Consider the following 25944-nt stretch of genomic DNA (forward strand, 5'->3'; position numbering starts at 1 on the left):
ACGATCAATGACGCGTGATCGGGATGCCGCCCGGGTCGCTAGAATCCGGCCATGGTCCGGTCCGTCCCCGCATGAACTCCCTGCACGCCATCGGCTGGCCGGCCGGCGACGATGTCGCGCCCCTGCCCGCCGGTTGGCGCGACGCGCTCGCCGCGCACACCGCCGCCCGCCCCGCACGCGTCGCGGAACAGCACCGGGCCGGCTACGTGCTCGCGGACGGCCCGGATGCCATGTTCCCCGCCGAATCCCTGCCCGAGTGGCAACGCCCGAAGCTGGCGCCGGACCAGCGCGCCGCGGTGGGCGACTGGGTGCTGGTGGAGGGCGGACGGGACGCGGCACGCATCGTCGCGCTGCTGCCGCGCTTCTCCGCGATCAAGCGCGGTGCCGCGGGCGAGCATTACGGCCAGCAGCTGATCGCGGCGAACGTCGACACGGTGCTGGTCGTGACCGGCCTGGACAACGACTTCAACCCGCGCCGCATCGAGCGCTACCTGCTGCTGGTGCGCGGGCGCGGCGTGCAGCCGGTGGTGGTGCTGACCAAGGCGGACGTCGCCAGCGGGCGCGAGGCCGGCGCGGTGGACGCCGCGACCGCCGCGCTGGCGGACATCCGCGCGCAGGACGTCCCGGTCGTCGCGGTCAACGCCCGCGACCGTGGCGAGGTGCAGGAAGCCCTCGCCCCGTGGTTGCGACCGGGCACCACCGCGGTGCTCGTCGGCAGTTCCGGTGCGGGCAAGTCGACGCTGACCAACAGCCTGCTGGGCATCGAACGCATGAAGACCGGCGAGGTGCGCGCGGGCGACGACCGCGGCCGGCACACGACCACCCACCGCGCGCTCGTCGCCCTGCCCTCCGGCGCCTGCCTGGTCGACACGCCCGGCATGCGCGAACTCAAGCCGACCGGCGAGGAGGACGTCGAGGACGCCTTCACCGACATCGAGGCGCTGGCGGCCCACTGCCGGTTCCGCGATTGCGCGCACGGCCGCGAGCCCGGCTGCGCGGTGCGCGGGGCGTTGGAGGCCGGATCGCTCGACGCGGGCCGGCTGGCGAACTTCCTAAAGCTGCGCGACGAGGTGGCCGGCGCCGCGGACAGACTGGCCGCGCGCCGCGCGCAGAAGACCGGCGACCGGGTCCAGTCGCGCGCGCTCAACAAGCGCCTGGACGACAAGTACGGACGGCACTGATGGCCCGCCTGCCAACACCCCCCTGTCGCCCCATCGAGTCCTGTCGCCCCATCGAGTCCTGTCGTCCCGAGCGCAGCGAGGGACCTGCTTCTACCGTTGCCAAGAGCAAGAGCAGGTCCCTCGCTGCGCTCGGGACGACAGGAGAGGGCGGGGCGGGCTGGTGACGGGCTTCCCCGCCGACGTCGTCCATCACGCCGCGCTCGACGCGCGTATGGTGGAGGCGGCGCGCGGGATCCGGCTGCTGACGCTGACCAGCTGGCCGGCGCGCGAGCAGGAGGCCTTCCTGGCCGGCCATGCACGCGGCGCCCTTCGCCTGCCCCGCCACGAGTACCCGCGCCTGGACTTCACCGACCAGCGCCGCGAACTGGAGGCGGTCGCCGAGGCGGCCGACCCGGACCACCCGCTGGGCGCGTACATCGCCGAGTCCGCGCGCAGCTGGGCGATCGCCGCGCAACTGCTCGAGGCGCTGGGCACCGCGGACGTCACCACGCACTCGGTCGCGCTCTACGGCCGGCCGGACGAACCCCTGCCGGGCGGGCCCAGCACCCGCGACGCCGCGCGCCACTTCATCGTCATCGCCGACGAGCTCGACCGCGAACTGCTCTCGCCGGCCGAGGAGATCCAGGTCTCGGCCACCGCGCTGCAACTGCAGCTGCAGGGCGACCTCGACGCGTTCTTCGGCGGCCGGGTGATCGACGTCGAGCTGGACCCGGAGCTGATCGCCAAGGCCGCCGCCGGCGCCACCCGCATCCGCCTGCGCGCCGGCGCGGCGTATTCGGACTACGACCGGGCGCAGCTCTACCACCACGAGGCGCTGGTCCATTCGCTGACCGGCCTCAATGGCCGCGAACAGCCGGTGCTGGGGAGCCTGGCCCTGTCGTCGCCGCGCACCACGGCGACGCAGGAAGGCCTGGCCACGTTCGCCGAGCAGATCACCGGCAGCATCGACATCGAACGCATGAAGCGCCTGAGCCTGCGCATCGTGGCCGTGTCGATGGCGCTGGACGGCGCCGACTTCATCGACGTGTTCCGCTATTTCCTCGACGCCGGCCAGTCGCCGACGGAAAGCTTCGCCTCGGCGCAGCGCGTGTTCCGCGGGGTGCCCACCGACGGCGGCGCGGCCTTCACCAAGGACACCGTCTACCTGCGCGGGCTGGTCGGCGTGCACACGTTCTTCCGCTGGGCGCTGCGGCACGGGCGCCTGCGGCTGTGCCGCCTGCTGTTCGCCGGGAAGATGACCCTGGCCGACGTTCCGCGCTTCGAGCCGCTGTTCGACGCCTCGGCCGGGGAACCGGTGCTGGCCACGCCGCGCTGGCTGCCGCACTGGGTGGCGCGGGCCAACGGGCTGGCGGGGATGCTGGCGTTCTCGCTGTTCGCCAACCGGATCCGGCTCGACCGGATCGGCGAGGACAGCGACGCGGTGATCGGGCTGTAGCCGGCCGGCGCCGCCCGCGGGCGCGCCGACACGGTCGCGCCCCGGCCAACCGGTAGAATCGGCGGTCCGCCCGCGCCCGGACACCCCCCAATGCCCGACACGCCCGCCGACGACCTCAAGCAGGCCGCGCTCGACTACCACCGCGCCGACCCGCCCGGGAAGATCAAGGTCGTCCCGACCAAGGCCCTGGTGACCCAGCGCGACCTGTCGCTGGCCTACTCGCCCGGCGTGGCCTATGCGTGCGAAGCCATCGTCGCCGACCCGAAGGCCGCCAGCGAGGTCACCGCGCGCGGCAACCTGGTGGCGGTGATCTCCAACGGCACGGCGGTGCTGGGCCTGGGCGACATCGGCCCGCTGGCCGGCAAGCCGGTGATGGAAGGCAAGGGCGTGCTGTTCCGCAAGTTCGCGGGCATCGACGTGTTCGACATCGAGGTCGACGAGAAGGACCCCGACAAGCTCGTCGACATCATCGCCAGCCTCGAGCCGACCTTCGGCGGCATCAACCTCGAGGACATCAAGGCGCCGGAGTGCTTCATCGTCGAGCGCAAGCTGCGCGAGCGGATGAACATCCCCGTGTTCCACGACGACCAGCACGGCACCGCGATCATCGTCGGCGCCGCGGTGGTCAACGCGCTGGAGATCGTCGGCAAGAAGATCGGGGACGTGAAGGTCGCCACCACCGGCGCCGGTGCGGCGGGCATCGCCTGCCTGGACATGCTGGTGGCGCTGGGCGTGAAGCGTGAACACATCACCGCCTTCGACCGCGAGGGCGTGATCTACGCCGGCCGGCCCAACCTGGACCCGGACAAGGCGCGCTACGCGACCGACACCGACAAGCGCGACCTCGCGGAGATCCTGGACGGCGCGGACATCTTCCTGGGCCTGTCCGCCGGCGGGATCCTGAAGCCGGAGATGGTCGCGAAGATGGCCGACCGGCCGGTGATCCTGGCGCTCGCCAACCCCCACCCGGAGATCCTGCCGGAGGACGCGAAGGCCGTGCGCCCGGACGCGATCATCGCCACCGGCCGCAGCGACTACCCCAACCAGGTCAACAACGCGCTTTGCTTCCCGTACATCTTCCGCGGCGCGCTCGACGTGGGTGCGACCGGCATCAACGAGGCGATGAAGCTGGCCTGCGTGCGCGCGATCGCGCAGCTGGCGCGGATGGAGGCCTCCGACCTCGGCGGCGCGTACACGGGCGAGTCGCCGACCTTCGGCCCGGACTACCTGATCCCGCGTCCGTTCGACCCGCGCCTGCTGGTGATGCTGGCGCCTGCCGTGGCCAGGGCGGCCATGGAATCGGGCATCGCCACGCGGCCGATCGCGGACTTCGACGCCTACGAGGAGAAGCTCGGCCAGTTCATCTGGCGCACCGGGCTGGTGATGAAGCCGGTCTACGACCGCGCGCGCGCCGAGCGCAAGCGCGTGGTCTACGCCGAGGGCGAGGAATACACCGTGCTGCGCGCGGTGCAGACGGTGATCGACGAGAAGCTGGCCGACCCGATCCTGATCGGCCGCCCGGAGGTCATCAACGCGCGCATCGAGAAGCTGGGCCTGCGCATGCGCGAGGGCGTGGACTTCGAGCTGACCAACATCAACTCCGACCCGCGCTTCGACGCGTACTGGCAGCAGTACCACAAGCTCACCGAGCGCCGCGGCGTGACCCCGGACGCGGCGAAGAACCTGCTGCGTTCGCGCCCGACCCTGATCGCCGCGCTGATGGTCGAGCGCGGCGAGGCCGACGCGATGATCTGCGGCATCGTCGGCCGCTACCACAAGAAGCTCGGCTACCTGCGCAGCGTGTTCGACTTCGACCCGGGCGTGACCGGCACCGCCGCGATGACCGGCGTGATCAACGAGCAGGGCGTCTGGTTCTTCCTCGACACCCACGTGCAGGTCGACCCGTCCGCCGAGCAGATCGCCGAGAGCACCCTGCAGGCGACCCTGCGCATGAAGCTGTTCGGCATCGAGCCGCGCGTGGCGCTGCTGTCGCATTCCAGCTTCGGCAGCCACGACGACCCGTCGGCCGCCAAGATGCGCCGCGTGCGCGAGATCCTCGCCCACCGCATGCCGCGGCTGGAGGTGGACGGCGAGATGATGGCGGACGTGGCCTGGAACACCGAGCTGCGCCAGCACATCTTCCCCAACACCACGCTGCACGGGCGGCCGAACCTGTTCGTGCTGCCGAACCTGGACGCGGCCAACATCGTCTACAACATGGTGCGGGTGATGACCGACGGCGTGGCGCTGGGCCCGATCCTGATGGGCCTGGACCAGCCGGCGCACATCCTGACCCCGGCCTCCACGACCCGCCGCGTGGTCAACATGACGGCGATCGCGTCCGTGGACGCGCAGATCCGCGCGCACCAGCCCTCCCTCGGCCTCGGCCGCCTGATGCGCGGCGACTGACCTCGCCCACGTAGGAGCGCGCCTACGCGCGCGATGCGACCGGCGCCTGCGAACCCAAGATTTCGCGCCGGTCGGGGCGTGCGCCTACGTGTCAGTTGCACGGCACGCCCATCGCGCCTGTAGAGGCGCTCCTACGAGGTGGGTGCCGATCGCATCTGTGGAGGCGCGCCTGGTGGGTTCCGATCGCGTCTGTGGCGGCGCGCCTGCGGACGTGGATCCCGTAGGAGCGCGCCTGCGCGCGCGATGGGTCCGGCGCCGGCGTCGCACGACGCCGCCACGCAAACCGTCGCGTCGGATCACCCGGTGTTCTGGATGCCCGCGGCGATGCCGTTGACCGTGGCGACCAGCGCCTGGAACAACGCGTCCTCCGGCCGTCCTGCCGCGCGCCACCGCGCCAGCAGGTCGACCTGCAACAGGCTGATCGGGTCGACGTAGGGATTTCGCAGGCGGATCGACAGGGCCAGCCGCCGGTCGTTCTCCAGCAGGTCGCGTGCGTCCTTGATCGCGAGCACGGCCGCGCGCGTGCGCTCGAACTCCGCGGCGATGCCGGGGTGAAGCCTGGCGTGCAGGTTCCCTTCCGGGAGGTCGATCGCCAGCCGCGAATAGCGTTCGAAGATCGCCGGGTCGGACTTGGCGAGCACCATCTCGACGTCATCGAGCAGCGTGCGGAAGAACGGCCAGTCGCGCGCCATCTCGGTGACCGCGTCGCGTCCGTGGCGGTCGAACGCGGCCTCGAGCGCGGTGCCCACCCCGTACCACCCCGTCAGGCCGCTGCGGTTCTGCGCCCACGAGAAGACCCAGGGGATCGCGCGCAGCGATTCGACGCCGCCGCTGCCGCCGCGCTTTGCGGGTCGGGAACCGATCCGCAACCGTTCGATGACGTCGATCGGCGTGGCCGCGCGGAAGTACGCGGGGAAGTCGGGATGCTCGTGCACGAGCCCGCGGTAGGCCGCCCGCGAGGTCTCGGCCATCCCGGCGGCGATCGCGCGCCAACCGTCCTCGCGCGCATCGGCCGGCCGCGGCCTGAGGCTCGCGCGGAGCACCGCCGCGGTCGTCTGCTCGAGGTTGCGCATCGCGATCGCGCGGATGCCGTACTTGCGGTGGATCACCTCGCCCTGCTCCGTCAGGCGCAGGTGGCCGTCGACGCTGCCGCGCGGCGCGGCGACCACCGCCCGCGACGTCTTGCCGCCGCCGCGGCTCACCGACCCGCCGCGGCCGTGGAAGAAGGCGATCCGCACGCCGCTTTCGCGCGCCAGCTCGACCAGCGCCACCTGCGTGCGCTGCAGGGCCCAGCGCGAGGCGACGATGCCGCCGTCCTTGGCGCTGTCCGAATAGCCGAGCATCACCACCTGCCGGCCGCCGCGCCGGTCGAGGTGGGCGCGGTACACGGGGTCTGCGAACAGCTGGCGCAGCGTGTCGGGCGCGGCCTGCAGGTCGTCGACCGTCTCGAACAGGGGGGCGACGTCGAGCGGGACGTCGTCGCCGTCGGTGCAGCCGGCCATGCGCGCGAGCGCGAGCACCGCCAGCGCGTCCGCCGCCGTCCGGCTCATGCTCACGATGTACGGGCCGAACGCGCGCGGGCCGTAGCGCGGGCGCAGGTCGGCGACCGTGCGGAACACGGCCAGCGTGGACACCGCGACATCGTCGTCGCACGGCGCCGGCGGCGAGGTCGATCCGAGCAGCTGGTGCAGGCGCCCCGCCCGCTCGCCGGCGGGCCGGTCCACCCAGTCGGGGTCGTCGAGCAACGCGGCGAGTGCCGCGTCGTGGACCGCCGAGTCCTGGCGCAGGTCGAGCGTGGCCAGGTGGAAGCCGAAGCAGCGCGCACGCCGCTGCAGGCGCCGCAGGGCGAACAGGCCCGCATGCGCCCCGCCATGCGCGGCGAGGCTGTCGGCGATCGCCGCGAGGTCGGCCTCGAAGGCGGCCGCGTCCGGATAGCCCTCGGGCTCGTCGTGGCGCGTGGCCCACAGGCGCGCGCCCACCAGCACCAGCAGGTTGCGGTACGGCATGTCCGCGTGGCGCGGGTGCAACTGTTCCGCGCCACGTGGCAGGCGGGACCGGTACTCCTCGACGCGCGCGGCCACGTCAAGGGAAACGTCCACGCGCGTGCTGGACTGGCTGAGCAGGTCGGCCAGCTCGGCGATGTCGCGCTGGTAGGCCTCCAGCACCAGCGCGCGCTGGCCTGCCAGCGTGGCCTCGATGGTGTCCGCGCCGACGTTCGGGTTGCCGTCCATGTCGCCGCCGACCCAGCTGCCGAACCCGAGCACCTCCGGCGGTTCGGGGAGGCGCACCGCGTCCCCGTGGTGGGCGCGCAGCGCGTCCTCGAAGGCCTCGAGAAAGCCGGGCAGCACCCGGTACAGCACGTCCGACAGGTAGAAGCCGACATGCTCGAATTCGTCGGCCACGCTTGGACGCGCCGCGGGGGTCTCGGCGGTCTGCCATCCGGCGGTGAGCGCCTGGCGGATGCGCGCGATGCCGGCCTCGCGCTCCGGGGGCGTCAACCTGCGGTCGATATCCTCGACCAGCGCGGCGACGATCTGGCGCTCCTTGTGCAGCAGCACGCGGCGCACCGCCTCGGTCGGGTGGGCGGTGAACACCGGTTCGATCCGCAGGCGGGCCAGCAGGCCGGCCAGTGCGTCGGCGTCGACGCCCTCCGCCTTCAACCGCCCGAGCTCGTCGTGCAGGCCACCGGGCTGGGCGCCGTCGCCTGCGCGCTCGTGGTCGCGGCGGCGGCGGATGCGATGGACGCGCTCGGCCAGGTTCACCGCCTGGAAGTAGGTCGAGAACGCGCGCACCAGGTCGGCGGCCCGGTCGACGTCGACGCCCGCGAGCGCGGCGACCAGGTCGTCCACCGGCCGGCCGGACTCGCGGCGCGCGATCGCCGTGCGCCGCAAGGCTTCGACCGCGTCGAGGAAGGCCTGGCCGCGCTGCTCGGCCAGGATGTCGCCGACCAGTGCGCCGAGGCGCTTGACGTCGTCGCGCAGCAGCGCGTCGGTGTCGGGGAAGTCGACCGCGCGCAGCGGTCCGTCGTCATCGCGGTCGATGTCGTCGCCGGGGGAAGCAGTCATCGCGTCAGGCTACACCCGCCCCCGTGTGCGCCCCGTAGGTGCGCCTCTACAGGCGCGATGCCGCGATGCCTTGGATCGCCGCGCGACCGACGGACGCCGGGCAACCATCGCGGGCGCAGGCCCCCTCCTACGGCGGCAACCCCATTCCCGTAGGAGCGCCTCTACAGGCGCGATGCCGCGGTGCGTGGGATCGCCGCGCGACCGGCCGACGACGGGCAACCATCGCGGGCGCAGGCCCGCTCCTACGGTGCAACCCATTCCCGTAGGAGCGCCTCTACAGGCGCGATGCCGCGGTGCGTGGGATCGCCGCGCGACCGGCCGACGCCGCGGGGCGGGGATGGGGTCACTTCACGCGGCGGCCGTGCTTGACGACGATGTCGACGTCGCGCAGCAGCGCCACGTGGCGAAGCACGTCGCCCTCGACGGCGATGATGTCGGCGTACTTGCCCTCGGCCACGGTGCCGTAGTCCTCCGACACGCCCATCGCCACCGCCGGCCACCAGGTGGCGGCACGGATGGCCTCGACCGGGTCCACGCCCAGCCGGTTCACCCACACCTCGATCTCGTGCCACGTGCTGTCGCTGTGGAACTTCATCGGGATGCCCGAATCGGTGCCGATGAGCAGCTGCACCCCGGCCTCGCGCAACTGGTTGAACTTGCGCTCCAGCGTCGGGAAGCGCTGCGGTGTGGCCTGGAAGTAGGCGATGCGCTCGGGATGCTCCAGCGAACGGCGGATGTCGGCCACGATCTCCGGCGGGAGGCCCTCGTGCCAGTCGTCGTCGTCGATGTGCTCGTGGTTGCGCACGGTATGCGGGAAGTTCCACAGCCCCTCGATCGTGGGCGTCCAGAACAGCGGTCCGGCCGCCATGTCCGCGGTGCGTTCGGCCAGCGCGGCCATCACGTCCGCCGGGTACTCCGGCGCCGCCGACAGGCCGGTGTGCTCGAATCCGTCCACCCCCGCGGCCAGCCCTAGCCGGATCTCCTCGGGCCGGTGCGCGTGCGCGATCACCGGCAGGTCGTGGCGATGCGCCTCGTCGACGATCGCCCGGATCTCGGCCTCGCTCATCCGGTCCTGGTCGATGAGCTTGACCACGTCCACGCCGGCTTCGGCCAGCCGGCGCACCTTGGCGCGCGCGTCGGCGGGCGAATCGACGCCCCAGCGATAGTGCCCGGTGCCCGGATAGGGCGCCTTCTGGATGAACGGGCCCGCGACGAACAGGGTCGGGCCCGGGATGTCGCCGCGCGCGATCGCGTCGCGCACCGCGATGCTCTCCTCCAGGGGGCCGCCCAGGTCGCGCGCGCCGGTCACGCCGGCAAGCAGCAACTGCCTGGCCGACGCCGGCATGATGGTGTCCGCGAACCGGTCCATGTACGTGCGGTCCCAGTGCGCGTAATCGGCGTGGCCGTTGAGCTTCAGGTGCACGTGCATGTCCCACAGGCCGGGCAGCACGGTCATGCCCTCGGTCGAGACCACCGTGTAGCCATCGGGCACCGGGAGCGAACCGACCGTGCCGACCGCGGTGATGCGCTCCCCATCGACGAGCACGACGCTGTCGTGCACCGGCGCGCGCAGCGTGCCGTCGACCAGCGTGCCGCCGACCAGCGCGAGCTTCTCCGCCGCGGCCGGGAGGCTCGCGAGCGCGAACAGGGCCGCCACGGCGGCACGTCGGATCACCTGCATGGGCCTTCCCCTCTTGACGACGCCACCCGGCGCCGGCGTCAGTACGCGAACTCGCGGAACACCGGGTCGATGTTGCCGCCCCACTCGCCGCGGAACAATGCCAGCTTCCGCTCCGCCGGCGTCTCGTCCGCGTCGGCGATGTCGATCAGCGGGGTGAGGAAGATCGACTCGTCCGCGCCGTTCGCGTTCCGCGACGCGCGCCGGTGCAGGCCGGCCGAGGCGATCTCCAGCGCGCGCAGCGCGAGGTCGCGCACGGTGCCGCCGCGGAACGGCAGCTTCAGCGCGTGGCGCGGCACGCCGTCGCGCAGCGCATGGCGCTCCGCCATCGTGAAGTCCTTGACCAGGTCCCACGCGGCGTCGAGCGCGGCGTCGTCGTACAGCAGGCCGACCCAGAACGCCGGCAGCGCGCACAGCCGGTTCCATGGGCCGCCGTCCGCGCCGCGCATCTCCAGGTACTTCTTCAGCCGCACCTCGGGGAAGGCGGTGGTCATGTGGTCGGACCAGTCGCGCAGCGTCGGCACGCGCCCGGGCAGCAGGTCGAGCTCGCCGCGAAGGAAGCGGCGGAACGACTTGCCGGCCGCATCCAGGTACTCCCCGTCGTGGTGGACGAAGTACATCGGCACGTCGAGCAGGTAGTCGACGTAGCGCTCGAAGCCGAAGCCGTCCTCGAATACGAAGTCGAGCATGCCGGTGCGGTCCGGGTCGGTGTCGGTCCAGATGTGCGAGCGGTACGAGAGGAAGCCGTTCGGCCGGCCCTCGGTGAACGGGGAATCCGCGAACAGCGCGGTCGCGATCGGCTGCAGCGCGAGCGACACGCGGAACTTGCGGACCATGTCCGCCTCGTCCGAGAAATCGAGGTTGACCTGCACGGTGCAGGTGCGGGTCATCATGTCCAGGCCGAGGTCGCCGCGCGTGGGCATGTAGCGGCGCATGATCCCGTAGCGGCCCTTCGGCATCCACGGCATGTCCCCGCGGCGCCACTTCGGCTGGAATCCCATGCCGAGGAAGCCCAGGCCGAGCCGGTCGGCGACCGACTTCACCTCGACCAGGTGCCTGTCCACCTCGCAGCAGGTGTCGTGGATGCTTTCCAGCGGGGCGCCGGACAGTTCCAGCTGGCCCGCGGGCTCGAGCGTGACCGAGGCGCCGTCCTTGACCAGCGCGATGGTCCTGCCGTGCTCCTCCACCGGCGTCCAGTCGAAGGCGACCAGCCCGCGCAGCAGCGCCTCGATGCCGCGGTCGCCGTCGAAGGGCGGCGGGCGCAGGTCGTCCAGGCGGAAGCCGAACTTCTCGTGCTCGGTGCCGATGCGCCATGCGTCGCGCGGCTTGTTGCCGGCCTCGAGCGATTCGACCAGCTGGCGACGGTCGGTGATCGGCGTCTCGGCAACGGCGCTCGGACTGGACATGCGGCGGGCTCGCGGGCGGGCGGTCCGAGATGGGGCCACGGCCGCCACCTCGCAAGCCGCGACTATAGCCCGCACCCACGACGCCCCACCCCGTAGGAGCGCCCCTACGGGCGCGACCGTCCGCAAGGCGAATCCGTCCGACGCGACACCGCTGCGCGGGGATCGGAACACCTGCCTTGACCGGCCCCGGACCCGATCGCGCGCGTAGGCGCGCTCCTACAAGCAAGGGCCATCGCATCCCGTAGGCGCGCCTCTGCAGGCGCGATGGGCGAAGCCGGCTAGAGGTCCAGCCAGCCGCCGACGACCGCGCGCGCCTCGTCGACGCCCTGCTTCGACTCGCCCGAGAACGCCTGCACGGTGACGCTGTCGCCGAAGGCCTTGGCCAGGTCGCGCCGCACCGCGAGCACGGTGTTGCCGGCGGCGCCCCGGCCCAGCTTGTCGGCCTTGGTCAGCAGGGCGTGCGCGGGCAGGCCGCGCTGGACCGCGTAGCCGAGCATCTGCCGGTCGTAGTCCTTCAGCGGATGGCGGATGTCCATCACCACCACCAGGCCGCGCAGCGCGTGGCGGCTGCCGAAGTAGCCATCGAGGAAGGCCTCCCAGTGCGCCTGCAGGTCGCGCGGCACCTTGGCGTAGCCGTACCCGGGCAGGTCGACCAGGTAGCGCGCCTCGTTGGCCGGCGCGCCCGCGGCACCTTCCGAACCGGGAGTGACGTCGAAGAACACCAGTTGCTGCGTCCGGCCCGGTGTCTTGGACACGCGCGCGAGGGCGTTCTGGGCGGTGAGCGCATTCAGCGCGCTGGACTTGCCGGCGTTGGACCGGCCGGCGAAGGCGACCTCCGCGCCCCCGTCCGGCGGCAGCTGGGCGGGCGTGTGCGCGGCGCACAGGTAGCGTGCGCGGGCCAGCGGATTGGCCCGGGGGCTGGGGGGACTGGTCATCGGCATAGCATCGCACGGCCACCGCGCCCGGCCGGACGCGGTTTGACCGGGCCTGCCGGCCGCGACGATAATTTCCGGTCTTGGCCCGCGCGCGCCGCGCGGGGGCCCGCATTCCCCGGAGCCAGACTGCATGCGCCACGTCCGCGTTTACGGCCTTGCCGGCGCCGCCGCCCTCGCGGCGGCCGCGGCCGCGTTCGCCCAGACCACCGTCACCCCGCTGCCGGAGGAGGCGCCGGTCCAGACCGCGCCCATCGAGGCGACCGCGATGGCCGACCTGTCGTCCACGCAGCCGGGCGACGCCGAGGCCGGCGCGGCCAAGGCGGCCGCGTGCGCGGCGTGCCACGGCGTGGACGGCAACCCCGCCGACCCGCAGTACCCGCGCATCGCCGGACAGAGCGAGAACTACATCGCCCGCCAGCTGGCGCTGTTCAAGAGCGGCGAGCGCGCCACCGCGATGGCCGCGCTGATGCAGCCCTACGCGATGCCGCTGACGGCCCAGGACATGCGCGACGTGGGTGCCTACTTCGCCGGCCAGACGCCGGGCGCCGGCGTCGCCGACGACACCGCCCTGACCACCGGCCCCTATGCCGGCATGGCGTTCTACCAGGTGGGCGAGCAGCTCTTCCGCCGCGGCGACGCGGCGCGCGGCATCCCGGCCTGCATGGCGTGCCACGGCCCGGCCGGGCGCGGCAATCCGGGCCCGGCCTACCCGCAACTGACGGGCCAGCATGCGGACTACACCGCGCGCATGCTGCAGGCGTACCGCGACGGGCTGGTGCTCGGCAGCGGCGACCATGCCAACGAGGTGATGTCGCAGGTCGCCGCCGACCTGACCGACGAGGAAATCCAGGCGCTCGCCAGCTACCTCGAGGGCCTGCATCCGCGCGCCTCCGACCTGTCCGCGAACGGCGGCTGACGCGCGCCACGGAACCTGCGCGCCCCGCCGCGGTCTGAAGACCCCGGACGGACGCCCCGGACGCCGACCCCAGGGTCGGCGTCTGCGTTTCAGGCATCGTCCACGGCGGCTTCCGGCCGGCCCGCTAGACTTGTCGGCCCGCGCCCCGGAGGCGCCCCCCCCTTCACCCTCTCGACCTTCCCGGAGACCCGACGATGCGCCAGCCCCTGGCCCTGCTGCTGACCCTCCTGCTGCCGATCGCGGCCTGCACCGCGGAGGATGCACCGGCGCCGCCGGTCGAGCCCGCGTCGGCCGGCGCCGCGGCCAGCACCGCGCAGGGCGCCACCCAGGCGGCCGCGCAGGCGGATGCCGGCGTCGACACCGCGGCCGCGGCCGCGGCCGCCGAAGCGGCGATGGCCGCCGCGCTGTCGGGCCCGGCCCCGGTCGAGGGCACCGACTACGTGCGCATCGACAACGGCCAGCCCTTCGAGCCGCTGGACGGCAAGGTCGAGGTGGTCGAGGCCTTCGGCTACACCTGCCCGCACTGCGCGAACTTCCAGCCGCTGGTGAACGCGTGGAAGGCGCAGCTGCCGGCCGACGTCCGCTTCACCTACGTGCCGGCCCCGTTCGGCGGCTACTGGATCCCCTACGCCAAGGCGTACTACGCCGCCGAGGCCGAGGGCGTGCTCGACCGCAGCCATGACGCGATGTTCCGCGCGCTGCACGTCGAGCGCAGCCTGCCGATCCAGGGCGCCGACAGCGCGCAGATCGCGCAGTGGTACGCCCAGTACGGCGTGGACGCGGCACGCTTCGCCGCGACCATGGACAGCTTCGGCACCAACGGCAAGCTCAACCGCGCGCGCCAGTTCCTGCAGCGCTCCGGCGTGGACGGCACGCCGACGATGGTGGTCAACGGCACCTACAAGGTCACCGGCCGGTCGCTGGAGGACACCCTGCGCATCACCAATCAGCTGGTGGCGATGGAGCGCGTGGCCCGCGGCGGCGAGGCGCCGGCCGCGGAGTGACGCCCGGCCGCCGGCCACGCGCCGGCGGCGATCGCTTGATGGATACGCGCACGGACACCGCAGTGGAACAGCCCCGGATCGAAACCCGCCGGCTGCGCCTGCTGAGCGCGAACATCCAGGCCGGGTCCAGCACCCGCCGCTACAGCGACTACGCGACCCGCAGCTGGTCGCACGTGCTGCCCGCCGGCAACAAGCGGGCGGCGCTCGACGCGATCGCCACGCTCGCGGGCGGGCACGACATCGTCGGCCTTCAGGAGAGCGACCCGGGCAGCCTGCGCTCGGGCTTCACCAACCAGACCCACTACCTCGCCGAGCGTGGCGGCTTCGACTACTGGAGCCACCAGCCGAACCGACGCGTGGGCGGCGTGGCCTCGAGCGCCAACGGCCTGCTGTCGCGGCTGGAGCCGGTGGAGGTCGACGACCACGCCCTGCCCGGCCGCGTGCGCGGTCGCGGCATCCTCACCGCCCGCTTCGGCGAGGGCGACGAGGGGCTGCTGGTCGCCGTCGCGCACCTGTCGCTCGGCGCGCAGTCGCGCCTCTCGCAGCTGTCCTTCATCGCCGAGCTGCTCTCGGACCACGGCAACGCCGTGCTGATGGGGGACTTCAACTGCCTGCCCGACAGCGCCGAGATGCAGCTGCTCTACCGCCGCACGCGCCTGCAGCCGCCGGACTGCGTGGTGCCGACGTTCCCCGCGTGGGCGCCGCAGCGCGCGATCGACCACATCCTGGTGACCCCGGGCCTGGGTGGCTGCACGGGCCACCGCGCATTACCCGCGGCGGCATCGGACCACCTCGCGCTCTCGATCGAACTCGACGTCCCGGAGTCCGCGCTGCGCACCTGAGCGCCGCGCGCGGACACCTGCCCCGGAAACGAAAACGGCCGGCGGGTCGCCCCGCCGGCCGTCGTGGTCACGCTTCGACGCGGATCAGAACCGCAGGTCCGCGCGCAGGTACCAGAAGCGCCCGCCCGGGATGTCGTAGGTCGAGGCGTCGTAACCGTTCAACGAGCACGACAGGCAGATCGGCGGATCCTCGTCGAACAGGTTGTTGACGCCGGCCGTCAGCTCCAGGCCCTGGAGCACCGGGAAACGGTAGCCGAGCTGCAGGTCGTTGTAGGTCGTCGCCGGCAGCACGTTCTCGCTCTCGGCGGGGTTGCTGCAGACCGGGAAGCTGACCGCCCGGCCGCAATCCTCGCGCAGTTCCGAGATGTGCCGGACGGTCCACGCCGCCTTCCAGTTGCCCAGCGCCCAGTCCGCGACGAACGTGGACGTCCACTCCGGGATCGCGCTGTCCACCACCTCCACGCCCGGACGCTGCGGCTGACGCTGCCCGGCCGCGCCGAACGCCTCGTAGTCGCCGACGAACGAGTTGCGCCAGGTCGCCTTGAACTTGCCCAGGTCGCTGTCCGGGAACACCCAGAACAGGTCCACGTCCCAGCCGTCGGTCCGGATCACGCCGAGGTTGGTCAGGCGGTTGTTGAAACCGTTGATGCCGCCCGTGGACGCGCGGGTGATGCCGTTGCAGTACAGCGGGTCGAGCGTCTCCACGCACAGGTCGAGCTGGGTCTGCGCGTCGATCGCCTGGATCGCGCCCTCGATCTCGTGGCGGTAGAAGGTGATCTCCAGGTCCACCCGCTCGGCGGCCGCGCTGTTCTCGAGGATGCTCGGGCTCCAGACCATCCCGGCGCTGAAGCTGTCGGCGCGCTCGGGCTCGAGGTCCGCGTTGCCGCCCGTGGTCACGGAGATCTGCGGGTTGGGCTGCTGGTAGCCGGCGGGCACGCCCAGCGCACGGCAGTTCGATTCGAGCGACGGATCGAGGAACGGCTCCGTGCAGGGGTCGTCGAGCTGCGCGTCGAAGCGGCTGGCCGATCCGAACAGTTCGCCGATCGACGGCGCGCGGAAGCCCTCCGCGAACGTCGTGCGGAACATCAGTTCGTCGACCACCTGCCAGCGCAGGCCGATCTTGCCGGTGAACTCGCCGCCGAAGGTCGAGTAGTCCGAATAGCGACCGGCGAGGCTCAGGTCGAGGTTCTTGGCCCAGCTCGAGTCCGCCACCAGGGGCACGTTGAACTCGGTGTAGACCTCGGTCACGTCGTACTCGCCCGCGGTCGGCAGCGAGGGCACGCCGTTGTAGAAGCCGGCGACGACGATCGGGTCGGGCTGGTAGCTGCCCTCGTAGCGGCGGTGCTCGGCACCGGCGGCGAAGCCCAGCGGGCCGGCCGGCAGGTCGAGGATGTCGCCGGAGATGTTCGCGGTGAACTGGGTCAGCGTGTTGTCGCTGCGGTCGCGCACCACCGGCTGGATCCAGGCCAGCATCTCGGGCGTGATCGTGCCCGGGCCGCCGAAGATGTTCAGCGGCACGCAGCCGGCCACCGCCGCGCAGGCGGCCGGGTCGCCGAGCGCGAGCGCGATGTTGCGGATGTTGTAGCTGCCGTAGTTGGTCTGGTCGGCCTCGTTCTCGCTGTGCGCGAAGTTGACGTCCCAGAACCAGTCGCGCTGGCCGGTCGAGAAGGTGCCCTCGAAACCGGTGCCGACGTACCAGGTGTCGACCTCCTGCTCGAAGACGCGCGGCCCGCCCTCGACCGGGCGGCGACCGATCAGGATCAGGTTGCTCGACGAGTCGAGGTCGAACCCGAACGGGTTGTACGGGTTCAGCGCGGAAATGAAGATGTTGTCCGCGAGGGGGTTGCCGGTGCCGGCTTCCGGACCCAGGAAGATCGGCTCGGGGGCGGCCTGGTTGGTCGATTCGCGGCGGTTGTACAGCGCCTTGACGTACCAGCTGGCCGCCGGCGACAGGTCGAAGCGGAACTGGCCGAACAGCCCGGCGCGCTCGGACGGCGTCACCAGCAGGTTGAACTGCGAGAAGTTGAAGCGGTCGGCCGGCGTCGAGAAGCAGTGGTAGTCGTCCGTGCGCGCGCAGTCGAAGTCGGTGCGATCGAAGTTCGGGTCGTTGGCGCCCGTGTTCGGGGTGACGTCGTACGTCACGCCGGTCAGCGGGTCGGTGAAGATGAAGCGGCCCGTCGGCGTGCCCGAGCTGCCGAACGTCGTGCCGGTCCCCGGGACCGGGAACGACGACTGCACGCGGTCGCGCGAGTAGACGACGTCCTGGTCCGTCCAGCTCGCGCCCAGGAACAGGTTGCTGCGATCGCCGTTCCAGCCCCAGGCCACGTCGACCTTGCCGGTCGCGCCGTCGCCTTCCTCGTACTGGCCGTACTGCGCGGTGATCGCCCCGCCCTCGAAGTCGCGGCGGGTGATGATGTTCACCACGCCCGCGATCGCATCCGAACCGTACAGCGCGGAGGCGCCGTCCTCGAGGACCTCGATGCGGTCGACGATGGCCAGCGGGATGGTGTTGAGGTCGGTCGCCGCGCCCACGCCGGAGGCGGAGGCCTCGTTCACCCAGCGCACGCCGTCGACCAGCACCAGCACCCGCTTGGCGCCGAGGTGGCGCAGGTCGACCTGCGCGGAGCCCGCGCCCACGCCGCTGCCGTCGGGCGGGAAGCCGAAGTTGCCCGACGAGTTGAACTTCGTGTTGAGCGCGGAGCCGGAGGCGGTCAGCGCCTGGACCACGTCGCCGATCGAGGTCAGGCCGGTCCGGTCGATGTCCTCGCGGGTGACGGTCTGGACGGGCACGAGCCCCTCCACTTCCGCCTTCTTGATGCGCGAACCGGTGACCTGCACGCGGTCGAGGGTGGTGGCTTCCTGCGACGGCGTCTCCGCCGCTTCGTCCTGCGCGAGCGCGGCGACGGGAAGGGCGGCGACGAGCAACGAGAACTGCACGGCCGTGGACAGCCGTGTACGGCGATTGGCGGACATCACTTCTCTCCCTGAAAATCCGAAGGCGGAGCCGGGCTCCTCGCGGCGACACCCCCTGCCCCTGTCGCCTCACGTGCTTGTTAACAAAACCGTAACCGCACGGCAAGCGCCGTCCGTCCGTCGAGGCGGCGCGAACGACCCCCCGGGGTGCCTCGCCTATAGTCGGGAGCCCCCTCCCCTCCCCCCCACCATGCCCGTGCCCACCCCCACCGCACGGTGCCGCCCCCGGCGCCGGTTCGTGCATGTCCTGCGCCTGCTGTGCGCCGCCCTGCCGTGCGCGCCGCTGCTCGCCGCGACCCCGGCGGACGACGCCCGCCTCCGGGCCGCGATCGCCGATGCCGAGCGCGGGCGCCTCGACGCGTCCACCCGCGCCGCCCTGGCCGGTCATCCGGCATGGGGCTGGGTGGAGTACGCCGACCTCGTCCGCGACATGGATGCCCTTTCGCCGTCGCGCGCGAACGCGTTCCTCGCCCGCCACCGCGACCAGGCGGTCGCCGCCACCTTCCGTGCGCGCTGGCTGGCCGAACTGGCCGACCGCAAGGACTGGTCCGCCTATCTCGCCGCGTGGAACGACGCCATCGAGGACACCGCCCTGCGCTGCCATGCGCTGCATGCTCGCGACGTCGCCGGGCAGGCGGATGCCGCCTGGGTGCAGGCGGCGCGCGCGCTGTGGGCCGACGCCGGCACGTCGCTGCCGGCCGCCTGCGACCCGGTGTTCGCGACGCTGGACGCGCGGGGCGCCCTGACGCCCGCGCTGCGCTGGCAGCGCCTGGAGCGCGCCGCCGCGGAAGGGCAGGCAGGCGTGATGCGCGCCGCCGCGCGCGGCCTGCCCGCGAACGAACGGACCTTGGCGGAGGACTACGCCGCCTTCATCGACGCCGTCCATCCGCGCGCCGCCTCCTGGCCCAAGGATGCACGGAGCCGGCTGGTGGCCTCGCATGGCCTGGCCCGTCTCGCGGAGAAGGATCCCGACCGAGCGGAAGCGCTGCTGGCCTCGCTCGCCGCCGCGCTGGGGTTCGGCGAGGCCGAGCGCGGACGCGTGCTGCATCCCGTCGCGCTGTGGTCCGCCGCCAACAACCTGCCCACGGCGGCGCGCCGGTTCGCGCAGGTGCCGGCGTCGGCATTCGATGCGCGGCTGCGCGAATGGCAGGTCCGCGAAGCGTTGTCGCGCCGCGACTGGGCCGGCGCCCTGGCGGCGATCCGCGCGATGGCGCCGGCGCAGCGCGGGGATTCCAAGTACCAGTACTTCGAAGGGCGGCTGGCCGAACTCACCGGCGATGCCGCCACCGCGCGAGCGAAGTACGCCGAGGCGGCGCGGCGGCCCGAGTTCCACGGCTTCCTCGCGGCGGACCGGATCGACGCCCCGTATGCCCTGTGCCCGATCGAGCCGCCGAAGGACCCCGCGCTGCGCGCGCGGGTCGCGGCGGTCCCGGCGCTGCAGCGGGCGCTGTCGCTGTACAGGATCGACCGCGCGTCCTGGGCGGTGCGCGAGTGGAACGACGCGCTGTCGCGCTTCGACGCCGGCCAGCGCCAGCTGGCGGTCGCGCTCGCGCAGGAGCACGGCTGGTACGACCGGGCGGTGTTCTCCCTGGGCAAGGAAGACCCGGCGGAGCTGCGGCTGTACACGCTGCGCTTCCCCCTGCACCACGAGACGCTGATCCGGCGCGAGGCCCGCCGCAACCGGCTGGACCCAGCCTTCGTGGCGGCGGAGATCCGCGCCGAGAGCATCTTCAACCCCGCCGCGCGCTCGCCCGCCGACGCACGTGGCCTGATGCAGGTCCTGCCCTCGACCGGCGCCGCGGTCGCGCGCCGGATCGGCGAACCCTGGGGCGGTGGCGAGTCGCTGTACCGGCCGGAGGTCAACATCGTGCTCGGCACGGCCTACCTGCGCCAGATGCTCGACGCGCACGGCCCGCCCTACCAGGCGATCGCCGCGTACAACGCCGGCCCGACGCCGGTGGCCCGCTGGAAGTCCGAGCGCCCCTGGGCGGAGCCGGACGTGTGGATCGAGACGATCAACTACCACGAGACCCGCGACTACGTGCCCCGCGTGCTGGCCTTCAGCGTGCTCTACGACTGGCGCCTGGGCGGCGACGCGCTGCGGCTGAGCGACCGGCTGGCCGGCCGCTTCGACGGCCCTCGCAAGGGCTTCGCCTGCCCGGCGTAGGATCGGGCGTAGGATCGGGCGGATGAACGCGCGCGCGATGGGCCCCAGGCACGTGGTGGTGTTCGGCGGGACGGGTTTCGTCGGCCGGAACCTCGCCGCGCGCCTGCTCGAGGACGGCGCGCGCGTGGTCGTGCCGAGCCGCCGCGACGTCCGTCCGCGCGGCCGCCCGGGGCTGCCGACGGGCGCGGAACTGCGCCGCGGGGACGTCGAGGACCCGGGATTCCTGCGCGCGGCCGTCCGGGGCGCCGACGCCGTCGTGAACCTCGTCGGCATCCTCAACGAGCACGGTGACGACGGGCGCGGCTTCGAGCGCGTGTTCGTCGACTTCGCCCGGCGGATCATGGACGCGATGCGGGACGCCGGCGTGCGTCGGCTGCTGCAGATGAGCGCGCTCAACGCCGGCCGCGGCGACAGCCACTACCTGCAGGCGCGCGGCCGCGCGGAGTCGCTCGTGTGCGAATCCGGGCTGGACTGGACGCTGTTCCGGCCCTCGGTGATCGCCGGCGCCGGCGACGGCCTGTTCTGCCGTTTCGACGACCTGCTGCGCTTCGCGCCCGTGCTGCCGATCGGCCGCGCGGACGCCTGCTTCCAGCCGGTGTGGGTGGATGACGTGGCCGAGGCGTTCGCGGTCGCCCTCGACCGCGACGACACCATCGGCCAGGCCTACGACCTCGTCGGCCCGGAGCGCATGACGCTGCGCGAGATCGTCGAGCTGGCGGCCCGCGCCGCCGGGCGCCGGCGCCGCGTGCTGCCGCTGCCACGGGTGCTGGGCCGGCTGCAGGCCGAACTGGGCGAGCACCTGCCCGGCAAGCCGATCAGCCGCGACAACTGGCGATCGCTCCAGTTCGACTCGACCAGCGACGCCGACGGGCTGCGCGCGCTCGGGATCACGCCGACCGCCGTGCGCCCGATGGTGGGGGACATCCTCGGGCAATGCTGAGCACGGCACGCCGGCGCGCGCGCCGATAAGCTGCGTGCCAAGCCATGCAAGGAGATGCACGATGGGCCTGTTGGACGCCCTGATGGGCAATGCCCCGGACATGCCGGTCATGCGCGTGCGCGGGGACTTCGCGCTGCTCGGGCTGCGCTCGCGGCACGTGCTGCGCTGACGGCGGCGCGGGATGGAGACCTATCTCGTCGGTGGCGCGGTCCGGGACCGGTTGCTCGGCCTGCCGCCGGGCGACCGCGACTGGGTCGTGGTCGGCGAGACCCCGGCGGCGATGGCGGCCCGCGGATTCCGTGCCGTCGGCCGCGACTTCCCCGTGTTCCTGCACCCGGACACGGGCGAGGAGTACGCGCTCGCCCGGACCGAACGCAAGTCCGGACGTGGGCACCGCGGCTTCGTGGTCGACGCGCATCCGTCCGTGACCCTCGAGGACGACCTCGCCCGGCGCGACTTCACAATCAACGCGATCGCCGAACGCGCGGACGGCACGCGGGTGGATCCCCATGGCGGCGCGCGCGACATCGAGGCCCGCGTGCTGCGCCACGTCGGGCCGGCGTTCGCCGAGGATCCGCTGCGCGTGCTGCGGGCCGCGCGGTTCATGGCGCGCTTCGCACCGCTCGGCTTCACGGTGCATCCCGGCACGCAGGCGCTGATGCGCCGGATGGTCGACGACGGCGAACTCGCGGAACTGGTGCCCGAGCGGGTGTGGCAGGAACTGTCGCGCGCGCTCGCCGCGCCACGGCCGTCGGCCTTCCTGCGCACGCTGCGCGACTGCGGCGCGCTGGCGGTCGTGCTGCCCGAGGTCGACGCCCTGTACGGCGTGCCGCAGCGCGCCGAGTACCACCCGGAGGTGGACACCGGCGTGCATGTCGAGCTGGTGTGCGACATGGCCGCGCGGCTCGCGCCGGGGGACGACGTGGTCGGCTTCGCCGCGCTGGTGCATGACCTCGGCAAGGCGGAGACGCCGGCCGACGTGCTGCCGAAGCACATCGGCCACGAACACGCGGGCGTCGCGCCGGTGCGCGCCGTGTGCGAACGGCTCAAGGTCCCGGGCGCGCATCGCGAGCTGGCCATCGTCGCCTGCCGCGAGCACCTCAACGTGCACCGGCTGTTCGAGCTCAAGGACCGCACCGTGCTCAAGCTGCTCGAGCGCTGCGATGCGTTCCGGCGGCCGGAACGCGTGCCCCTGCTCGCCACCGTCTGCGAAGCCGACAAGCGCGGCCGCGCCGGACTGCAGGACGTGGCCTACCCGCAGGCCGCGGAACTGGTGCGGCTGTTCGAGGCCGCATGTGCGGTGCGGGCCGCCGATGTCCGCGAGGAGGGCATGGCCGGCCCCGCGATCGGCGAAGCCCTGGCGAAAGCGCGCGTCGAAGCCATCGGCCGCGCGCGAAGCGATCCCCTGTAGGCACGCACCCCGGGCCGCGATGCCCGCGCCGTCTGGTTCGCGGGGAAAGCCATCGCGGTGCAAGCCCCGCTCCTACAGGTGTGACACGCGGGTCGGGTTCGCGGGGGAAGCCGTTCGCGGGCGTAGGCCCGCTCCTACAGGGGTAGACGGGTTGCGGTTGTAGGAGCGCGCCTACGCGCGCGATCCCGGCGCGGCCTCAACGCCGCCGCGAATCGACGCGCGACAGCCAGTCGCGCAGCGGCGTGGCGACCGTGAGCCAGCCCGCCAGCACGCCCACCGTGTTGGCGACCGCGTCCCACGGATCCTGCATGCGGTCGGCGGTGAGGCCGCCCTGCAGCACCTCCAGCAACACGCCCAGCGCCACCAGGCCCCCCGCGGCGCGCCAGTGGTGGCGCCGGCGGGCGAACAGCTGCACCGCGCCGGCCATCAGCACGGCATAGGCCAGCAGGTGGCCGAGCTTGTCGCTGCCAGCGGGCGTGCTGGGCAGGTCGGGCGGCGAGACGAGCGACAGCGCCACCACGACCGCGACCAGCAGCCACCACGCACCGAGCCACGGCGCGGGATGGCGGAAGGGCCGGAGCGCCGACTGCGCGGGCAGCCGCGGACTCACAGCCGCCAGCTCAGGTCGCCGGCGAGGAACGCCGCCTCGAACGCCACGTCGCGCTCGAAGCCCATCGCCTGGAACCGCTCGCCCATCGCGCCGGGGAGGGTGAGCTGCTTGGCCTCCTGCCGCAGCGCCAGCCGCGCGGCCTCGTCGGGCGCGCGCGCCTCGGCCTCGGCCAGGTTGCGCTCCAGGCCGTTGCCGACCAGGAACGCGGCCTGGGTCGTGTAGCCGGCCAGGTCGAAGCCCGCGCCCGTGCCCGCCTCGGCCAAGGCGGTGAAGTCGACCGACGCGGTGATGTCCTGCAATCCCGGGCGCGCAAGGACATCGCCGGCCAGCGCGTGCCGGTGGAACGCACGCAGCGTACCGTCGTCGCGCTGCGGCAGGTAGTACTCGCGCCGCGGGTGGCCGTAGTCGACGAACAGCATCGCGCCGCGTCGCAGGCCGCCGGCCACCGCCTGCAACCAGTACGGCAGCTGCGGCAGCAGCTCGGAGCGATAGCCCTCGGCGAACGGCGCCTCGACCTGGCGCTCCACGTGGCGCACCGCGGCCGCCAGCAGGGCGTCCGCGGGCCGGTCCTGGCGGGTGAAGCCGCCGTCGCCGTCGAGCGCCACGTGCTCCTCGAAGACCTCGCCGTCGCGGATCGTGAAGCGCGGGGTCGGCAGCGCATCGATGACTTCGTTCGCGAACAGCACGCCGTCCCACGGATCCTGGATTGGCCCGTCCAGCCACTCGACCAGGTCGAACAGCGGCGGCACCAGCCGCCGGGACAGGCGCTCGCGCTGGCGCTCGCGCAGGTCCGCGCTGGGCTCGAGGATGGCGTAGCGCGCGGGCAACGCGTCGGCGGACATGAACTTCTTCAGCGCCACCTCGGCGAACGCGCCGCTGCCGCCTCCGAGCTCCAGCCACTGCGCCTCCGGCCCGATCGACCACAACACCGGTGCGAGCGAATCGGCCACGCACGCAGCGAACAGCGGGCCGAGCTCGGGCGCGGTCACGAAGTCGCCGGCCGCGCCGAACTTGGTCGCGCCGGCGCTGTAGTAGCCCAGGCCCGGCGCGTACAGCGCCAGCTCCATGAAGCGCGAGAACGGGATCGGCCCGCGTGCCGCGATCTCGCCGGCGATCAGCTGGCGCAGCCGCTCGCTGTGGGCGAGCGCGTCGGTGTCGACGGCGGGGTCGGGCATCGTGGCGGGGAATGCGCGGGGCACCCAAGGATACGCGCGGTGCGATGGACGGGCGGCCATGCGACGATGCCGCCATGGCCTCCGAACGCCCCGCCGTGCTCGTCACCGGTGCCGCCCGCCGCCTCGGCGCGGCGATCGCGCGCACCCTGCATGCCGCGGGTTGCGACCTGGTCCTGCACTACCGGTCGTCCGGCGATGACATGGATCGCCTGCGAGACGAACTCGACGCGGCCCGCCCGGGCAGCGTGCGCGTCCTGCAGGCGGACCTGGCCGCGTTCGACCGCCTCCCCGAACTCGTCTCCGGCGCGGTCGGTGCGTTCGGCCGGCTCGACGGGCTGGTCAACAACGCCTCGGCCTTCTTCCCGACGCCGGTCGGCCAGGCAACGCCCGGCGACTGGGACGCGCTGTTCGCCGCGAACGCGCGCGCGCCGTTCTTCCTCGCGCAGGCGGCGGCACCGCACCTGTCCGCCGCGGGCGGGGCGATCGTGAACCTCGTCGACGTGCATGCCGCGCGTCCCCTGCGCGACCACGCGATCTACGGCATGAGCAAGGCCGCGCTGGTGCACATGACGCGCGCCCTGGCGCTGGAGCTCGCGCCGCGCGTGCGCGTGAACGCCGTGGCGCCCGGCGCGATCCTGTGGCCCGACGGCGGCAAGCCGGACGCGGCGAAGCAGGCGATCCTGTCGCGCACGCCGCTCGGCCGCACCGGCACGCCCGGGGAGGTCGCCGAAGCCGTCCGCTGGCTGCTGCGCGACGCGACCTACGTCACCGGCCAGGTGCTGCGGCTCGACGGCGGGCGGCTGCTGCAGGACTGAGCCACCCGCGACTTCAGAGCACCAGGTCCTCGGTCGCCGGCGGGTCGCCGTGCTCCGGATGCGCGGACCACAGCGCCTCGAGCGACCGTCCGTCGCCCGGCACGACCAGGCCCGGCGCCAGGTCGCACAGTGGCTTGAGCACGAAGGCATGGTGCAGCTCCGGCCGCGGCAGCTGCAGGTGTCCCGGGCCGTCGAGGACGAGGTCGTCGAAGAACACGATGTCGATGTCCAGCGGCCGGTCGCCATAGCGGGGGCCGCTGCGGTCGCGCCCGGACGCGTCCTCGAGCGCATGCAGCCAGGCGTCGAGTTCGAACGGGTCGAGCCCGGTCTCGATGACGGCCGCGGCATTCAGGAACGCCGGCCCCTCGAACCCCACGGCCAGTGTCCGGTACACCGGCGAGAACCGCGCGCCGGGGAAGTGTTCGCGCAGCGCGTCCGCCGCCGCACGCAGGTGGCGGGCAGGTTCGATGTTGCTGCCCAGGCTCAGCCAGGCGACGTGGCGGTCGTCGGCGCGCGCCGCCATCACGCCGCGCCGCGCGCGCGGCGCACGATCTCGACCCCGACGTTGCGCGCGCCGCGCACCGCGCCCGGCTTGGCCAGCCGCAGCCGCACTTCGGACACGCCGAACTCCTCGAGCACGATCGCCGCGCAGCGTTCGGCCAGCGTCTCCACGAGACCGAAGTCCGACGCGGCGGCGTACGCCGCGATGCGCTTGCTGACGGCCTTGTAGTCGAGCGTGTCGCCGATCGCGTCGCTGGCGGCGGGCACGCGGTTGTCGAACGCCATCTCGACGTCGAACACCAGTGGCTGGCGGATGCGCCGCTCCCAGTCGTAGATGCCGATCAGCACCTCGACCTCGAGCCCCTCGATGAACACCTTGTCCATGCCGCCTCCGCCCGTTTCCGTCGCTCATTGTAGGAGCGCCTCTACAGGCGCGATCCCGCGGATGCCCGGTTGCGCCGGAAAATCTTCGCGGGCGCAG

The 25944-nt window shown here is 72.9% G+C and carries 19 protein-coding genes; 10 read left to right on the forward strand and 9 right to left on the reverse strand.

The genetic code is table 11. The annotated features are described in order from the left end of the window. The first annotated feature begins 23 nt into the window (after positions 1–23). The 3 genes from rsgA (at position 24) to ACYU7H_RS04870 (ending at position 5025) form a co-directional block, all read left to right on the forward strand. Positions 24–1181, forward strand: a complete 1158-nt coding sequence (rsgA, locus tag ACYU7H_RS04860) for a ribosome small subunit-dependent GTPase A (protein ID WP_460813074.1) — start codon at positions 24–26, stop codon at positions 1179–1181. A 211-nt stretch (positions 1182–1392) separates the two neighbouring features. After that, a complete protein-coding gene (locus ACYU7H_RS04865; protein WP_460813076.1) occupies positions 1393–2616 on the forward strand; it encodes a flavohemoglobin expression-modulating QEGLA motif protein in 1224 nt (407 codons plus the stop codon). Positions 2617–2706: 90 nt separating this feature from the next. Next, the gene (locus tag ACYU7H_RS04870; RefSeq protein ID WP_460812926.1) at positions 2707–5025 is read left to right on the forward strand and encodes an NADP-dependent malic enzyme; all 2319 of its coding nucleotides are present in this window, start codon (positions 2707–2709) and stop codon (positions 5023–5025) included. A gap of 296 nt (positions 5026–5321) precedes the next feature. Here the strand turns inward: ACYU7H_RS04870 and ppc are convergent, their stop codons facing one another. The 4 genes from ppc to yihA all read right to left on the reverse strand — a co-directional run bounded on the left by ppc (position 5322) and on the right by yihA (position 12109). After that, the gene (gene ppc, locus ACYU7H_RS04875; RefSeq protein WP_460812928.1) at positions 5322–8090 is read right to left on the reverse strand and encodes a phosphoenolpyruvate carboxylase; all 2769 of its coding nucleotides are present in this window, start codon (positions 8088–8090) and stop codon (positions 5322–5324) included. 343 nt (positions 8091–8433) lie between these two features. Then, complete coding sequence (locus ACYU7H_RS04880) at positions 8434–9771, reverse strand: amidohydrolase family protein (RefSeq protein WP_460812930.1); 1338 nt, start codon at positions 9769–9771, stop codon at positions 8434–8436. 38 nt (positions 9772–9809) lie between these two features. Beyond that, positions 9810–11174, reverse strand: coding sequence for a glutamate--cysteine ligase (locus tag ACYU7H_RS04885; protein ID WP_460812931.1), 1365 nt, complete (start codon positions 11172–11174; stop codon positions 9810–9812). A 278-nt stretch (positions 11175–11452) separates the two neighbouring features. After that, positions 11453–12109 (reverse strand): ribosome biogenesis GTP-binding protein YihA/YsxC, encoded by a 657-nt coding sequence (gene yihA, locus ACYU7H_RS04890; RefSeq protein ID WP_460812933.1) that lies wholly within the window; start codon positions 12107–12109, stop codon positions 11453–11455. Positions 12110–12239: 130 nt separating this feature from the next. On the opposite strand from yihA, the gene ACYU7H_RS04895 reads away from it, so the two are divergent. From ACYU7H_RS04895 to ACYU7H_RS04905, 3 genes are all read left to right on the forward strand, one after another. Beyond that, on the forward strand, positions 12240–13025 hold the full coding sequence (locus ACYU7H_RS04895) for a c-type cytochrome (protein WP_460812934.1): 786 nt from the start codon (positions 12240–12242) through the stop codon (positions 13023–13025). 194 nt (positions 13026–13219) lie between these two features. Continuing rightward, positions 13220–14029 (forward strand): thiol:disulfide interchange protein DsbA/DsbL, encoded by an 810-nt coding sequence (locus ACYU7H_RS04900; protein WP_460812936.1) that lies wholly within the window; start codon positions 13220–13222, stop codon positions 14027–14029. A 38-nt stretch (positions 14030–14067) separates the two neighbouring features. Then, the gene (locus ACYU7H_RS04905) at positions 14068–14871 is read left to right on the forward strand and encodes an endonuclease/exonuclease/phosphatase family protein (RefSeq protein ID WP_460812937.1); all 804 of its coding nucleotides are present in this window, start codon (positions 14068–14070) and stop codon (positions 14869–14871) included. A gap of 84 nt (positions 14872–14955) precedes the next feature. Here the strand turns inward: ACYU7H_RS04905 and ACYU7H_RS04910 are convergent, their stop codons facing one another. Next, on the reverse strand, positions 14956–17844 hold the full coding sequence (locus tag ACYU7H_RS04910; protein ID WP_460812939.1) for a TonB-dependent receptor: 2889 nt from the start codon (positions 17842–17844) through the stop codon (positions 14956–14958). 190 nt (positions 17845–18034) lie between these two features. Here ACYU7H_RS04910 and ACYU7H_RS04915 point away from each other — a divergent pair, with 190 nt between their 5' ends. From ACYU7H_RS04915 to ACYU7H_RS04925, 3 genes are all read left to right on the forward strand, one after another. After that, entirely contained in the window at positions 18035–20011 is a 1977-nt protein-coding gene (locus ACYU7H_RS04915; protein ID WP_460812940.1) for a lytic transglycosylase domain-containing protein, read from the forward strand. Between the two features lie 22 nt (positions 20012–20033). Beyond that, complete coding sequence (locus ACYU7H_RS04920; protein ID WP_460812942.1) at positions 20034–20951, forward strand: complex I NDUFA9 subunit family protein; 918 nt, start codon at positions 20034–20036, stop codon at positions 20949–20951. A gap of 181 nt (positions 20952–21132) precedes the next feature. Then, positions 21133–22362, forward strand: coding sequence for a multifunctional CCA addition/repair protein (locus ACYU7H_RS04925; RefSeq protein ID WP_460812943.1), 1230 nt, complete (start codon positions 21133–21135; stop codon positions 22360–22362). A gap of 196 nt (positions 22363–22558) precedes the next feature. Here ACYU7H_RS04925 and ACYU7H_RS04930 read toward each other — a convergent pair whose 3' ends face one another. Together ACYU7H_RS04930 and ACYU7H_RS04935 are read right to left on the reverse strand one after the other, a co-directional pair. Further along, positions 22559–22972 (reverse strand): VanZ family protein, encoded by a 414-nt coding sequence (locus ACYU7H_RS04930; protein WP_460812945.1) that lies wholly within the window; start codon positions 22970–22972, stop codon positions 22559–22561. Next, positions 22969–24147, reverse strand: coding sequence for a class I SAM-dependent methyltransferase (locus ACYU7H_RS04935; RefSeq protein ID WP_460812946.1), 1179 nt, complete (start codon positions 24145–24147; stop codon positions 22969–22971). The genes ACYU7H_RS04930 and ACYU7H_RS04935 overlap by 4 nt, the downstream gene beginning before the upstream one ends. A gap of 74 nt (positions 24148–24221) precedes the next feature. On the opposite strand from ACYU7H_RS04935, the gene ACYU7H_RS04940 reads away from it, so the two are divergent. Beyond that, entirely contained in the window at positions 24222–24962 is a 741-nt protein-coding gene (locus ACYU7H_RS04940; protein WP_460812948.1) for a pteridine reductase, read from the forward strand. Positions 24963–24975: 13 nt separating this feature from the next. Here ACYU7H_RS04940 and folK read toward each other — a convergent pair whose 3' ends face one another. Then, complete coding sequence (folK, locus tag ACYU7H_RS04945; RefSeq protein ID WP_460812949.1) at positions 24976–25485, reverse strand: 2-amino-4-hydroxy-6-hydroxymethyldihydropteridine diphosphokinase; 510 nt, start codon at positions 25483–25485, stop codon at positions 24976–24978. Beyond that, positions 25485–25847 carry a dihydroneopterin aldolase gene (gene folB, locus ACYU7H_RS04950; protein WP_460812951.1) on the reverse strand — a complete coding sequence of 121 codons (363 nt, stop codon included), beginning with the start codon at positions 25845–25847 and terminating at the stop codon, positions 25485–25487. The genes folK and folB overlap by 1 nt, the downstream gene beginning before the upstream one ends. Between the last annotated feature and the right edge of the window lie 97 nt (positions 25848–25944).

Source organism: Luteimonas pelagia (assembly GCF_054776035.1).